The organism is Caulobacter segnis (genome assembly GCF_023935105.1).
In the GTDB taxonomy this organism is placed as follows: domain Bacteria; phylum Pseudomonadota; class Alphaproteobacteria; order Caulobacterales; family Caulobacteraceae; genus Caulobacter; species Caulobacter segnis_B.
Genome location: NZ_CP096040.1, coordinates 4,163,635 through 4,177,263 on the forward strand (window position 1 = coordinate 4,163,635; position 13,629 = coordinate 4,177,263).

General features: G+C 68.2%; 14 protein-coding genes. 4 read left to right on the plus strand and 10 right to left on the minus strand.

The annotated features are described in order from the left end of the window. Nucleotides 1–68: 68 nt before the first annotated feature. From MZV50_RS19465 to MZV50_RS19480, 4 genes are all read right to left on the minus strand, one after another. Nucleotides 69–851 carry a glutaminyl-peptide cyclotransferase gene (locus tag MZV50_RS19465; RefSeq protein ID WP_252630926.1) on the minus strand — a complete coding sequence of 261 codons (783 nt, stop codon included), beginning with the start codon at nucleotides 849–851 and terminating at the stop codon, nucleotides 69–71. Next, on the minus strand, nucleotides 852–1,682 hold the full coding sequence (gene cysE / locus MZV50_RS19470) for a serine O-acetyltransferase (protein ID WP_252630927.1): 831 nt from the start codon (nucleotides 1,680–1,682) through the stop codon (nucleotides 852–854). A 120-nt stretch (nucleotides 1,683–1,802) separates the two neighbouring features. Further along, entirely contained in the window at nucleotides 1,803–2,609 is an 807-nt protein-coding gene (locus MZV50_RS19475) for a phosphorylase family protein (RefSeq protein ID WP_252630928.1), read from the minus strand. 57 nt (nucleotides 2,610–2,666) lie between these two features. Further along, entirely contained in the window at nucleotides 2,667–3,272 is a 606-nt protein-coding gene (locus MZV50_RS19480) for an NUDIX domain-containing protein (protein WP_252630929.1), read from the minus strand. Nucleotides 3,273–3,345: 73 nt separating this feature from the next. Here MZV50_RS19480 and MZV50_RS19485 point away from each other — a divergent pair, with 73 nt between their 5' ends. Next, nucleotides 3,346–3,963 (plus strand): nitroreductase family protein, encoded by a 618-nt coding sequence (locus tag MZV50_RS19485; RefSeq protein ID WP_252630930.1) that lies wholly within the window; start codon nucleotides 3,346–3,348, stop codon nucleotides 3,961–3,963. A gap of 40 nt (nucleotides 3,964–4,003) precedes the next feature. Continuing rightward, nucleotides 4,004–4,294 (plus strand): hypothetical protein, encoded by a 291-nt coding sequence (locus MZV50_RS19490; protein ID WP_252630931.1) that lies wholly within the window; start codon nucleotides 4,004–4,006, stop codon nucleotides 4,292–4,294. Here the strand turns inward: MZV50_RS19490 and MZV50_RS19495 are convergent. From MZV50_RS19495 to queF, 3 genes are all read right to left on the minus strand, one after another. Next, nucleotides 4,291–5,049 (minus strand): LytR/AlgR family response regulator transcription factor, encoded by a 759-nt coding sequence (locus MZV50_RS19495; RefSeq protein WP_252630932.1) that lies wholly within the window; start codon nucleotides 5,047–5,049, stop codon nucleotides 4,291–4,293. The two genes, MZV50_RS19490 and MZV50_RS19495, sit on opposite strands and share 4 nt — an antisense overlap. Then, nucleotides 5,049–6,185: a sensor histidine kinase gene (locus MZV50_RS19500; RefSeq protein ID WP_252630933.1), complete on the minus strand. Its 1,137-nt coding sequence runs from the start codon at nucleotides 6,183–6,185 to the stop codon at nucleotides 5,049–5,051. Before MZV50_RS19500 ends, MZV50_RS19495 begins: the two co-directional genes overlap by 1 nt. A 322-nt stretch (nucleotides 6,186–6,507) precedes the next feature. Beyond that, nucleotides 6,508–6,963 carry a preQ(1) synthase gene (gene queF / locus MZV50_RS19505; protein ID WP_252630934.1) on the minus strand — a complete coding sequence of 152 codons (456 nt, stop codon included), beginning with the start codon at nucleotides 6,961–6,963 and terminating at the stop codon, nucleotides 6,508–6,510. A gap of 87 nt (nucleotides 6,964–7,050) precedes the next feature. Between queF and MZV50_RS19510 the strand changes: the two genes are divergently transcribed. Both MZV50_RS19510 and MZV50_RS19515 read left to right on the plus strand, forming a co-directional pair. After that, nucleotides 7,051–7,866: an SDR family NAD(P)-dependent oxidoreductase gene (locus MZV50_RS19510; RefSeq protein WP_252630935.1), complete on the plus strand. Its 816-nt coding sequence runs from the start codon at nucleotides 7,051–7,053 to the stop codon at nucleotides 7,864–7,866. 248 nt (nucleotides 7,867–8,114) lie between these two features. Further along, entirely contained in the window at nucleotides 8,115–8,807 is a 693-nt protein-coding gene (locus MZV50_RS19515; RefSeq protein WP_252630936.1) for a TorF family putative porin, read from the plus strand. A 65-nt stretch (nucleotides 8,808–8,872) separates the two neighbouring features. On the opposite strand, the gene MZV50_RS19520 is transcribed toward MZV50_RS19515, so the two are convergent. From MZV50_RS19520 to MZV50_RS19530, 3 genes are all read right to left on the minus strand, one after another. After that, nucleotides 8,873–10,186, minus strand: coding sequence for an MFS transporter (locus tag MZV50_RS19520; RefSeq protein ID WP_252630937.1), 1,314 nt, complete (start codon nucleotides 10,184–10,186; stop codon nucleotides 8,873–8,875). Beyond that, nucleotides 10,156–12,555 (minus strand): TonB-dependent siderophore receptor, encoded by a 2,400-nt coding sequence (locus MZV50_RS19525; protein ID WP_252630938.1) that lies wholly within the window; start codon nucleotides 12,553–12,555, stop codon nucleotides 10,156–10,158. Before MZV50_RS19525 ends, MZV50_RS19520 begins: the two co-directional genes overlap by 31 nt. 151 nt (nucleotides 12,556–12,706) lie before the next feature. After that, nucleotides 12,707–13,438, minus strand: coding sequence for a GntR family transcriptional regulator (locus MZV50_RS19530; protein WP_252630939.1), 732 nt, complete (start codon nucleotides 13,436–13,438; stop codon nucleotides 12,707–12,709). Nucleotides 13,439–13,629 lie beyond the last annotated feature (191 nt).

Below are 13,629 nucleotides of genomic sequence, written 5' to 3' on the forward strand. Positions count from 1 at the left end.
ACTAGGTCGGGGGGGCGTAGAGGGGCGGACGTGAGGTAAACGCCAGCCCCCGAACGTGGTTCCGCCACCTACTTCGGCGGGAGCAATTTTATTTCGAACAGCTTGGGCCAGAGCTTGCCGGTGACGAACAACCGATCCCTGGCGGCATCGTAGGCGATGCCGTTCAGCACGTCGTCGCGCTGGCCGGTGACGCCAGCCTCCTTCAGCAGGCCCGCCAGTTCCACCCAGCCGGTGACTTCCCCCGTGGCCAGATTGATGCGGGCGATGCGGGTGGTCTGCCAGACATTGGCCAGCAGCTCGCCCTTCACATATTCCAGCTCGTTGAGGTTTCGCACCGGCACGCCGTGGTCGGTGACCTCGATGCGGCCGGTCTCCTTCAGGGTCTCCGGATCCAGGAAGCGGATGAACGAGGTGCCGTCGCTCATGATCAGCCGCTTGTCGTCGCGGGTCAGGGCCCAGCCCTCGCCCGGATAGCTGAACTCGCCGATCTTCTCGAAGGTGTCGATGTCGTAGATGAAGCCGATCTCGTCGGTCCAGGTCAGCTCGTAGAGGCGGTTCTTCCAGTCGACGATGCCCTCGCCGAAATAGCGGCTGTCCAGCAGGCGCTCCTGCTCGGAAAAGCCTGTCTCGAGGTTCCACTTGCGGATGAACGAGCGGTCCTTCAGGCCCGTGCTCTCGAACATGAAGCCGTCGCGATAGAACAGGCCCTCGGTGAAGGCGTTGGCGTCGTGCGGATAGGCCTTCACGACCGTATATCCGCCAACGGGCGCGGTGGCGGCGCGCGAGACAGGCGCGCAGGCGGTCAGGGCGACCGCCAGCAGGGCGCCGCTCAGACGACGAAGCAGGCGCACCTAGATTTCGTACGAATAGACGGTTTCGGCCAGGGTGTGGTCCATGGTCCGGGCCGGCTCCTCGCAGGTCGGGCAGTTGACCAGGCGGGCGGGCACGCCGGCGGCCGTGCAATGGGCCGGCACCGGGCGCAGCACCACAGAGCCGGAGGCTATCTTGGCGTAGTCGCCGACCGTGATGTTGCCCAGCACCTTGGCGCCCGCGCCCAGCAGGACGCCGTTGCCGATCTTGGGATGACGATCGCCGCGATCGGCGCCGGTGCCGCCCAGGGTCACGCCGTGCAGCATCGAGACGTCGTCGCCGACCACCGCGGTCTCGCCGATGACGATGCCGGTGCCGTGGTCGATGAACACGCCCTTGCCGATGCGGGCGGCCGGATTGATGTCGACCTGGAAGACCTCGCTGGCCCGGCTCTGCAGGTAGAAGGCCAGGGTCTCGCGCCCTTGCGTCCACAGCCAGTGCGAGACGCGGTGGGTCTGCAGGGCGGCGAAGCCCTTGAAGAACAGGAACGGCTGGACATAGCCCTTGCAGGCCGGATCGCGCTCGAACACCGCCTTGAGGTCGGCCTCGGCCGCCTCGACGATCGAGGGATCGTTCTTGAACGCGTCGGCGGCGAACTCGCGCGCGGTCATGGCTCGCAGTTCCTGGTCGCCCAGCTTGCGCGCCAGCTGGAAGCTCAGCGCGTCGGCCAGGTTGTCGTGGCTCAGCACCACGGCGTTCAGCAGCGAAGCCAGGGCCGGCTCGGCCTTGGCGGCGTGTTCGGCCTGGTTGCGCAGCGCCACCCAGACCGGGGTCTCGGTGTCAGGCGTCACGACTTCCAAAGGCTTGGCCATCGGGCTCTCCCTTCCCAGAAGGCTAGCGGATAGAGCATCCTTATACGAAATGCTCCACAAATCCCTCACGGAAGTTCGGCGTCCAAGGACGCCGCGCCAAACATGCGGACATCGCTCAGATCAGGGCTGAAGCGCCGGCGTCAAGGTCTCGACGAAGAAAGAAACGATCTCGCCGGTGCGTTCCAGCGGGTTCAAGCCCTCGCCGCCGCCGGCCAGCATGGCCGAAAGCGTGCTGCTGGACTTCGTGTCAGGGCCCATCGGAACGACGTCTGAAATCACCCCGCACTGCATCGTCCGCATCGCTCGCCCCGACGAATTGATCCGCGCGGCGGCGTAGAGGTGGGCGCAGTCCAGGTTGACGATATCGCACCCTTCCAGCCGATAGGCGTCCAGCGTGGCGTCATATTCGCGATAGATCGCATCGCCCGTGGCCACGCGCACCGGGTGCAATGGGGCCGAGCCAGGCCATGCGGCCATCGTCGCGTCGATCAGTCTCTGGTCCGCTCGCAGGATGCGCGCGCCGGTGTAATGCGGGGTCGTGCCGTCCGCCGCCAGAGTGTCCTCGGCCAGATAGAAGTCGCCCATGCCCAGGTCGCGGGTCCCCAAGCCTCCGGCCAGGCCATAGGCCAGGATCAGCTCGATCCCGTAATAGGCCAGTTCCTCGGCCGTCGAGCTGGACACCGGTCCGCCATAGACGTGGGCAAGGGACAGGAACCGTCGCCCGCCGTGGCTCAGCAGCCGGACGCTGTCGGGCGACACGTGAATGAAGTGCTGGTCCTCGACCCGTTCCGGATTATAGCGGTCCAGGGCCGAAGGCGGCGGGCAGTAGCCGACCAGGGCCACCTTGACGTCGCCGAAGACATCGGGCGCGAACCGGCGACCGACCAGGGATTGTGGCGTCAGGTGGGGCGTCTTGGAGATCTGCATGGCCGCGCTTCTGGCCGAAAACGCGGCCAGCAAACACGATCAGGATCAATTCCGCGCCTAAAGGATCAGGGCCGCCAGTTCGGCGGGCAGGTCGCCGCGCACCGCCATCAGGTGGACCCGCAGCAGCAGCGCCACGGTGATGGCGTCGGGCATGTGGCCGTCGACCGCCGCGTCCAGCGCCTCGCGGAACGGCACGCGGGCCACGGCCAGGTCCTCGGTCTCGTCCGGCGCGGTTTCGGTGGGCGACAGATCCATCGCCAGGAAGCCGGTCGCGATCTCATCGGTGACCGAATTGGACAGCTCCATGCGCAGGATCTGGCGCCAGTCGGCGGCTCGCAGCCCCACCTCCTCGGCCAGCTCACGTCTGGCGCCGTCCAGCGGATCTTCGCCATGCGGCGCGCCGCCCTCGGGCAGCTCCCAGCTGTAGTTGGCGAGGCTGAAACGGTTCTGGCCGACCAGGGTCACTGTGCCGTCGGCGTGCAAAGGCAGAACGCCGATCGCCTGGTTCTTGAAGCCGATCTTGCCGTACAGCGCCGGGCGCCCCGTTGGCGCGATCGCCTGGTATTCGGTCACGGTGATCCAGGGATTGTCGTACACGACTTGACTGGACGAGACTCCCCACGGCCTTCCGTGCGGCTTCAACCAGGCGGGCTTTTCGGACATCGGGCGCTCGCGACTTGTGGCGGCCGGGGCGCGGCCATAGGTGTGCGGTCTATAACGCTTCGGAGATGACGTCTTGGCAGGTTCCGTTCCCCCCGCCCCCGAATTTGGCGAAACGCTGCCGGTCGAGGCGTCGCCCGAGGTTGTCGCCTTCCTGGCGCGCCGCCGCTCGGCCAGCGCCATGGCCCTGGCCGCGCCGGGTCCGGACGCGGACCAGCTGGCCGACATCCTGCGCCTGGCCGCCCGCGTGCCCGACCACGGCAAGCTGGCCCCCTGGCGGTTCGTGATCCTGCAAGGCCCGGCCAAGGACGTCTTCGCCGAGCGGATCACCCAGCTGGCCGACAGCCAGGCCAACCCGACCAAGGCCAAGGCCGCCCTGCGCAAGCTGACCCGACCGCCTGTCGCGGTGGCCGTGATCTCGCGCTTCATTCCCGGCGAGATCCCCGAGTGGGAGCAGCGCCAGAGCGCCTCGGCGGTCTGCCACCAGATGCTGCTGGCCGCCGCCGCGCTGGGCTGGGGCGCCAACTGGATTACCGACTGGTACAGCTATGACCCGCGCGCCACGACGATCCTGGGCCTGGCCGAGGGCGAGCAGGTCGCCGGCTATCTCTACCTGGGCACGACCACCGAGCAGCCGCAGGAACGCGTGCGTCCCGACGTGGCGGCGATCACCAGCGAATGGAGCCCAGCCTGAGGCTGGAGCGTTCGTTCTTCGACAGACGCAGGAGACCAAGATGGCGCGACGCAAGGATCCCTGGACCAGCCTGGCCTTCGACACATGGGCCTTGGGACTGGAGGCCTCCAGCGTCATCGGCCTGCGCATGATGAAGCTGGCGGCCGGCGGCGCGGCCGCCCAGGCCGAGGCCCAGCTGATGGTCGGCGAAAAGGTGACGGCCGCCATGACCCTGCCGATGATGGCCATGACCGGCCAACTGGGCGCCTCGGCCCCGGCCATAGCTTCGGGATCGCTGGCGCATCTGCGCAGGAAGGTGCGGGCCAATAGGCGTCGGCTGGCGAAGAGCTAGGCGCCCTCCAGGCACCCCAGCCCCAGCCGCGCCTGCACCGCCTTCACATAGGTCGGCCCCACAGGTACGGCGACGCCGTCGCGCAGCACCAGGGCGATCAGGCCCTTGCCCAGGCGGTTGACCGCCTCGACCCGATCCGGACTGACGAAGGCGGAGCGGTGGACGCGGATCATCTTGGCCGGATCCAGGGCCTGTTCCAGCGCGCTCATGGTGATGCGGTGGATGTGGCTGCGGGTAGCTGTATGCAGCAGGACGTAGTCCTTGGCCGCCTCGATCCAGTCGATCTCGGCGACCGCGACGCGCACATGACCCTGGCGCGTGGCGACCCAGATGCCGTCCAGATCGTTCTCGCGCACCGGCGCGGCCTCTGCCAGCTCGAAGGCCTTCCGCAGGGTGCGGCGACGGCGCGCCCGCTCGACGGCCTGGCGCAGCCGGTCGAACCGCACGGGTTTCAGCAGGTAGTCGGCGGCCTCCACCGCGAAGGCGTCGGCGGCGTAGACCTCGAAGGCGGTCACGAAGACGATCTCCGGCCGGGTCTCGGTCGCCAGCTCGGAGGCCAGGGCCAGACCGCTCAGTTCGGGCATCTGGATGTCCAGCATGACCAGGTCCGGCGCCAGTTCGGCGATCGCCTGGCCAGCCTCGCGGCCGTTCCGGGCCACGCCGACCAGCCGGGTGTCGGGGATCTGGGCGAACAAGGCCGACAGTCGTTCCAGCGCCGCAGGCTCGTCGTCGACCAGCAGGACCTTCAGCTCCATCACGCCGCCCTCGCCCGGGTCGTGGCGTCCAGTTGCAAGGGAATACGGACCAGCACCAGGAAGCCGCGCTCGCGCGGGGCCGCCTGCAGCACGCCCCGCGCGCCGTACAGCGCTTCCAGCCGCTGACGGACATTGGTCAGACCCACGCCCATACCCTCGGCTTTCCGGCCCTCCGCTTGATGCGTCAGGACCTCGCCGTCGTCCTCGACGATCACCACCAGATCCTCGCCGTCGCGCGAGACCTCCAGCCGGATGGTCACCGGCCGGCTGGTCGGGGCCACGCCGTGCTTGACCGCGTTCTCGATCAGCGGCTGCAGGATGAAGCTGGGCACGACCGCCACGCTCAGCGCGTCGGGGCACGAAAACTCCAGCCCCAGGCGGTCACGGAAGCGCACGCTTTCGATCTCCAGATAGGCCTGCAGGGTGGCCAGTTCGTCCTCCAGCGGGATCATCGCCTGGGGATCGGCCGCCAGGGTCAGGCGCAGGAACTCGGCCAGGCGCGCCAGCATCGACTCGGCCTCGTCGTTACGGCCGGTGATCACCGACGCGGAAACGGCGTTCAGCGTGTTGAACAGGAAGTGCGGATTGAGCTGGTAGCGCAGCGCCGCCAGACGCGCGGCGCTGGCCTGGGCCTCGGCGGCCAGGGCCTGGGCGCGGGCGTCGGCCAGCTGTCGTTCGCGCTCGCGGGTCACCCGCACGGCGATCATCATCAGATACAGCGCGCCCAGTAGGGCGAACATCCAGGCGCCGATCATGAACTCGCTGGCGGCGCGCGCGGCCACAACCCGCCAGGTCGGATGGGCCCCATCCAGCACCGCCCGCAGGCGTCCGCCGATCAGCAGGTCCGACACGGCGAGCACCAGGCCCAGCCCCACCACGGCCGGCGCCAGGGCCGCGAAGCGCACGGGCTGGTCGGCCTCCAGCGTGCGGCGGGCGCGGATATAGATCACCCCCGAGAGCAGCGCCCCCAAGGCCATGAATAGCAAATGGCTGGCCAGGACGCCCGGCGGCGGCGCCTTGCCGCTGGCCAGGTACGGCAAGCCAAACAGCAGCGTGTCCAGCCCCCATACGCCCAGCGTAAGGGGCAGCGCCTGCCTGAAAAGGTCCGACTTCAGCCCGACGTCGACGTCTTTCATGAACGCAGTCTAGCCGAAGCGCGGCCGCGCGCAGCCCCCGCCCGACGCGCCGTCGTCCCGTTTCGTCGCTTCGCCGCCGCTTCGCGCTTGCTGGTCGCACGACCGCTGACGGCGCGAACCGGGCGGGCGATGAGAATGAAGTCCTTCCGGACGTTGGCGCGCTGCCCTCATGCGCGCCCTACCGCTTCCAAGCCAATTTTGGAGATGGGCGTGCGGAAGGACGCTCCTCACTCGCGCGTCGCGACCCCATCTGCGACCGCAATCCTTGGCGCGGCCAAGGAAAAAGGGCGCGCCGGGGAGGCGCGCCCTTCTTTTTGGTCCATCAGCCTCGGCCGCGGTACGGGGCCACGCCCTGGTCGGGGACCCACAGGCCTTCCGGCGCCGGTCCGGTCTGCCAGAAGACGTCGATCGGGATGCCGCCGCGCGGATACCAGTAGCCGCCAATGCGCAGCCAGCGGGGAGCCGCGATTTCGACGATCTTGCGGGCGACCTTGACGGTGCAGTCCTCGTGGAACGAGCCGTGGTTGCGGAAGCTGGTCAGATACAGCTTCAGCGACTTGCTCTCGATCAGCCAGTCGCCCGGCGCGTAGTCGATCACCAGATGAGCGAAGTCGGGTTGCCCCGTCACGGGGCACAAGGACGTGAACTCCGGCGCGACGAAGCGGGCCAGATAGAGCACGTCGCTCTGTGGATTGGGCACGCGCTCGAGGACGGCGGCCTCGGGGGTCTCCGGGGCGTCGACGACGCGGCCCAGCTGGGTGACGTTCAGATCGGTCATCGCCGCGATTTAGGCCTCCCCGCTCCGCGAGACAAGAAGGGGCCCGCGAGACAAGCCGCGCACGCCTCGCTACAACATCGCGAACAGTTGTTCGGGAGAGCGGCGATGCGGGACTTCGACGGTTACACGGTGGTGGTCACGGGGGCCTCGACGGGCTTGGGCCGCGCGATCGCGGTCGAGGTGGCCCGGCGCGGCGCGGCTCTGGTGGTCGTCAACTACGCCAGCAGCGCCCAGGAAGCCGAGGAGACCGCTCGTCTCGTCGAGGCCGAGGGCGCCAAGGCCGCGCTGGTCCAGGGCGATGTCGCCATCGACGAAGACTGCAAGAAGATCGTCGCGGCCGCCGCGAGCACGGGCCGGATCGACGCCCTGTTCAACAACGCCGGCGTCACCAAGTTCGCCCCGAACCACGCCGACCTCGACGCGGTGAACGCCGACGACTTCCTGCGGCTCTATTCGGTCAATGTGGTCGGCGCCTTCCAGATGGTCCGCGCGGCCCGCGCGCTGCTGGAGGCCGCGCCGCAGCCAGGGGCCGTGGTCAACACCGCCTCGATCGCGGGCGTTGTCGGCAATGGCTCGTCCGTGCCCTATGCCGCCTCCAAGGGCGCGATGACCACCATGACCCTGTCCCTGGCCAGGGCGCTGGGTCCGAACATCCGCGTGAACGCCATATGCCCGGGCTTCATCGACACGCCTTGGTTCAGCAAGGTGATGGACGATGAACGCACCGAGCGCCTGCGAGCCGCCTCGAAGGCCGCCACGCCGCTGAAAGTCGCCTCGACGGCCGAGGACGTCGCCGCTTCGGCGGTGTTCTTCGCCTCGCCGGCCTCGCGCCACGTCACCGGCGAGACCTTGCTGATCGACGGGGGCCTGCACTTGGGCGGGGCGAGTCTGCGGCTGCGCTAGCCCCGCCACAGCCAAGCTGAATTCGACTTTCCGGCGCCTGTGGCCGAACTGCGTGCGTTCTGAAGCAAAATCGTCACACTACGCCCAAATCTTGGGCGGTAGGCGCCCTTCTCGCTGGCGTTCGGATTCCCTTGATTGCAACTAGAAGCGCGCCCTCGACTAATCGACCGGGGACGCAACGCGCTTGCAGGCGCCGTCGGGGCTCGGGAACCAACCCGGGAGACGACACAGAAAAGGGGATAGAATTTATGAAAGCCATGAAGATCGCGCTGGCCGCCGCCGCCGCCACGGTCGCCCTGAGCGGCGCCGCGATGGCCGAGGAGCTGAAGCTCTCGTACAACGTCGGCGTCACCAGCGACTACGTGTTCCGCGGCGTGAGCCAGACCCAGGAAGATCCGGCCATCCAGGGCGGCGTCGACGCCACCTACGGCATCGGCTACGCGGGCGTCTGGGCCTCGAACGTCGACTTCGGCGCCAATGATCCGAGCGCCGAGATCGACCTGTACGCCGGCGTCCGCCCGACCATCGGCGACACCTCGCTGGACCTGGGCGTCCTGTACTATGGCTACAGCAAGGACAAGGGCCTGACCCCGGGTTCGTACAGCTACGTCGAGCTGAAGGCCGCCGCTTCGCGCGCCGTCGGCCCCGCCACCTTCGGCCTGGCCGTGTACTACTCGCCCGAGTTCCCGGGCAAGACCGGCGACGCCGTCTATTATGAAGTCAACGGCGCTGTGCCCGTGATGAAGAAGCTGACGCTGAGCGGCGCCCTGGGCCACCAGGAAATCGACAAGGCCGGAGACTACGCCACCTGGAACCTGGGCCTGACCTACGCCGTCACCGACCGGCTTGGCCTGGATGTCCGCTACTCGGACACCGACGAGCATGGCTACGGCAAGATCTACGGCAGCCGCGTCGCCGTCGGTCTGAAGGCCGCGTTCTAAGTCTTACGACTTGGGTAGACGAGATCAGCCGCTCCGGTTCGCCGGAGCGGCTTTTCTTTTGTCTGTCAGGTCACCGGGGTCTTCGGCGGGCGCATGGCCAGCACGGCCACGAACACTACCGCCGTGACGGCCGCGAACAGCTGGAAGGTCGGGGCGAAGCCGCCCAGACGATCGCGCATGGCCCCGGCGATGAACGGCCCCGCCGCCGACACCGCGCCGACCAGGCAGGTCAGCGAGAAGAGCTCAAGATTGCTCTGGCGTCCGTAGTAGTTCAGCAGCAATACCGTGACGGCCAGGACGGTCAGGCCGAAGCCGACGCCCGTGCCGATGGCGTAGACCAGCATCAGCACCGGCGTGGCCGCGTGGGCCAGGGCCAGCAGGCCGACCACTAGCATCCCTTGCGCCAGGACCAGCAGCCAGCGCGGATCGACACGATCGCCCAGCGCGCCGCCAGCCAGCCGCGCCAAGGTCTGCATCAGCGATTCCAGACTCAACATCTTGGCGGCCAGCGCGCCAGCCGCGACGACCGCGACACTGGCGGCGACGCCCAGTTCGGTCAGGTGGGTCACCGAGACGCTGGCCACGGTCACCCCAACCAGCAAGTGGCTGAAATAGGCGGCGACCAGGATGTAGAACTGCGGTGTGCGCAAGGCTTGCTGGACGGTCCACTCGTGGGCCGTGCGATAGACGCGGGCGTTGGCGGGCGCCTCGCGAGCTTCCTGCTCCACCTCCAGATCGACCTCGTGGGCGGCGCGCGCCAGCCACTTCGAGCCGCCGACCATCACCGCGCAGACCAGACCCACCCCGGCGGCCAGCGCGGCCTGGACGATCCAGTAGTGCCGCCAGTCGTTCCCGCTGCCGCCCATCAGGGTCAGGGCCATCCACGGTCCCGCCGCTCCGCCCAGCGAGCCAAAGGTGAAGTAGATCCCGAAGGGGAGCGCGCGCTTGCGAAACAGCGACGACAGCACGTGGGTGCCGGGGATCAGCGCCGCCATCTGGAAGCCGACGCCGCACGCGGCCGCGCCGGCGTAGTAGCTGAGCAGGCTCTCGGAATTGGCCAGCCCCACGAACCCGCCCGCCAGCACCGCCGCGCCCGCCAGCAGCGTGCCCCGCACGCCGATCTTGCGGATCAGGATAGCCGGCAGCCACGATGAGGCGCCGGTGAAGACGCCCAGCACCGAGAAACCCAGGAACGCCTTCTCGAAGCTCCATTTCAACTCGCCGATCATGGCCGGCAGAACCACGCCCAGCGAGCCGTAGGTCGAGGCGGTGATCAGAAACAGCAGCAGGCTGAAGGCGGCCAGCAGCACCCAGGGGCGGAAGCGGTCTTCGGAAGGCGTGATCACGATCAGAACGTCCGCTTCAGGGTGGCTCGCCATTCCCGGCCCCTGCCGGGCAGGGCGCCGAGGTTGGCGTAGGTGTCGGCGTCGGGAGTGAAATAGAACGTGTCGAACAGGTTATCGACATTGACCGACAGGGTGTAAGGCCCGCGCTGCACGAATGCCGAGGCGTTGACCAGGCTGTAGGCCGGATAATGCACCCCGTTCTGCACCGTGCCCGCCGTGCGGCTGACGTGGCTGACGCCGACCGTCGCCCCCGCCTGGCCCCAGTCGTAGCCCTTGCTGGTGTAGGTTCCATACAGGCTGACCACCGACTTCGGCGTCAGGGTGTAGGCGTAGTCGCCGCTCCGCCCCGGCAAGGACGCGAAGCTCCACACCACGTACGAGCCGCCATAGCCCTGCGCGCCCGTCACCCCGGCGGCGTAGGCCGGGATGTACTGGAACGACGCGTCGGGCCCCTTCACGGTCGTGCGCTGGCTGTTGCCGGCGAAGGTGAAGGACAGGCGCTCGGACGCCAGCCAGCGGACCTCCAACTCGACGCCCTTGGCGCGCGTGCCCTGCACGGCCGGCGGCGCGATGGCGCCGGCGATCTGGGTGCGGTTCTGCCGGTACGCCGCTAGCGAGCCGATCAGCGTCCCGTGCAGCAGCTGGAATTTCACGCCGGCCTCGGTCAGGTCGGAGCCCGAGAGCCACGAGCCGTCGGCCACCAGGTTTGGCGCGACGTCGCCCGCCTGACTCATCTCCAGCGCCGCGGCCTTGGCGTAGCTGATGTACGGCATCAGCCCGATCGGCAGCTTGTAGGTCAGGCTGGCGCTGTAGGTGGCCTTGTCACGGTCGCCCGTCTGAAGTCCGGCCGGAACGAAGCTGAGGATCCCCGTGTCCTGACTCTCGACGCTGTAGTGGTCCCAGCGGCCGCCCAGAACGAGGTTCAGGCGGCCGACATCGATGTCGGAGGTGACGAAGACGCCCGACTGCTTCCACTTGGAGCGGTTGTCGTTCTCCCACTGCACGCCGACCCCGCCGGGCTCGTCGTCGAACGGGCTGTCGATGGTGTCGGTGGCGGTCGCGCCGAAGCTGATGTCGCGGCGGTCCAGGGTGATCAGGCCGCTGTTGTAGCTCTCGCGCCGGCGGCCCTCGAACCAGCGGTGCGAGCCACCGACCAGGGTCCTGGCGTGCACAATCCCGACATCGGTCGGGAAGGCGTAGGTCAGGCGAACCTCGCTGACCTTGGCGTCGACGGCCGAAGGATAGCCGTAAGAGACGAACCGCTTGTTGTCCTGGCGGTCGTGGAACAGCTGCAGCTTGATCGAACGGTCGCCGCCCAGGTCCTTGGCCAGGTCGAAATAGAGGGTCTGGGTGTTGGTCTTCGAGAAGTCGGCCGGGCTGATATAGACCGTGCGCCGATCCAGCTTGGTCACGCCGACGCCGGTGTCCAGGGTGTGGACCGCGTCCGTGCTGGGAAAGCCGTAATAGGCCAGGTAGAGGGCGCTGGCGTAGGGGTACGATCCGATCTCGTTGGGCGTGAGCTTGCCGTTGCCGTCCAGGTCCCGCAGCGTCGTGTCGCGGCCCGTGACATAGGTGCGATTGTCGATCAGATCCTGGGTCAGGCGGTTCCAGCCCGGCGTCTGCACGTCGCCGTCCGAATGGAACGCCATGCCGCCGAAGGCCGTGCTCCAGCCGTTCCCCAGGTCGAAGTCGGACGAGATCTCCAGCGTCTGGTGACGCGGATAGATCCCACGATAGTAGCTGTGGCTGTCCTCGGCCTCGCCATAGACCCAGACGCCGCCCTCGGCCTTGCCCAGGCTAACGGGCGCGCCGAACTGGCCGGTGACCAGCTTCTTGTTGTAGCTGCCGAAGGTAGCGGTGACCTCGCCCTCCGGCTGGGCCAGGAAGCGACCCTCGTCACGGGCCGACTTGGGGATGAAGTTGACCAGGCCGCCGACCTTGCCGGCGCCATAGACCGGGGTCGGCGGACCGCGCAGGATCTCGATGCGCGCCGCCCCGCCGATCGGGGTCGAATAGGTGCCGCGGTTCTCCACCCGCTTGAAACCGCGGAAGTAGTTCTCGGCCAGGGTGCCGCGGATGTTGAGCGCGCCCGGCACCCCGTAGAAGCTGGCCGTGTGGGTCCCCGGCGAGACCTTGGTCGCCCCGTCCAGGGTCAGGACGCCGTAGCGTTCCAGGGTCAGGTCGCTGACCAGGCTGGCCGAGCGCGGGGTCTCGATCAGCGGCTTGTCGATCCCGAACACCGTGTCGCTGGGCCGTTTTTCCAGCAGACCCGCCTTGTCGCGCGCCACGATCACCACCGCGTCCACCTGATCGGCAACCTGGGTCTCGGCATGGGCGGCGAGCCCGCTCAGGGTCGAGAACGCCAGGGCGCTGGCGGAGAGCAGGACGTGTCTAAGCGGCATCGCGATCGGACCTTCACGCCGCCAGACAGGACTCCCCGGCGGTTCGGTCGCCGATATCTGGTGATCCCTTGATGTTCGTCAAAATGCCTTCTGACATTTTACAGGAGATTGCGAAGAGGCTGTGGCGGGGAAGCCTCACCTTACGTAGGGTCTAGGCGGCCCCGACGTGGGGCCGTGTCTGCGCCTCGGGCTGGACGTTCAGAATGCGCAGCATGGCCTGGCGCGAGGCCTCGGCGTCGCCGCCGGCGATGACGCGGGCCACTTGGCGGTGCTCCTCGATCTCGTCCATCAACTCCTGCTCGGTGGCGCCGTTGAACGAGAACACCCAGAAACGGGCCGCCTTGTGCTGCAGAGGGATCAGGATCCGCGCCAGGGCCAGGTTGCCCGAGGCCCGCGCCACGTGGGCGTGGAAGCGCAGGTCCATGGCCACCAGGGCCGGCAGGTCGCAAGTGCGGGCGGCCTCCTCGCCATCGGCGAAGACCTCGTACATCGCCTGGGCTTCGGCCTTGCTGGCGTTTCGGGCCGCCAGGGCCGCGCAGTGCGGCTCGATCAGCACCCGCGCCTCGTAGCCTTGGCGCAGCTCGACCAGGTCCAGCGGCGAGACCAGGGTGCCCGAGCGGGCGCGGCGCACGACCAGGCCCTCCAGCGCCAGGCGGCCCAGGGCGTCGCGGACCCCGGCCAGTCCTGTCTCGTAGCGCGCGGCCAGCGACTGCTCGTCCAGCCGCGCCCCGGCCGGCAGCTCGCCCAGGATCAGATCGAGCAGAATGCGTTCGTAGACCTTGGTCTTCTGCAGGTCGGGCGCCCAGTCTTCCAGGCCCGACGAATTGGCCACGTCCAGCACCAGCATGCGGCCGGCGGTCGATTTCAGCGAAGGCGAGGCCATGCGGGCTCCGAGGCGTGCGGTCGCTGATAGGTACGGTGAAATGTCAGGAGTAGCGAGTCCCCCTTCTCCCCTTGCGGGAGAAGGTGTCGCTGAAAGCGACGGATGAGGGGTCGCACAAACGCAAACCGCCGCGACGGCGGATAGGCCGGTCGCGGCGGATCTCGTCTTCACCCCCTCACCCGACCGCCTTC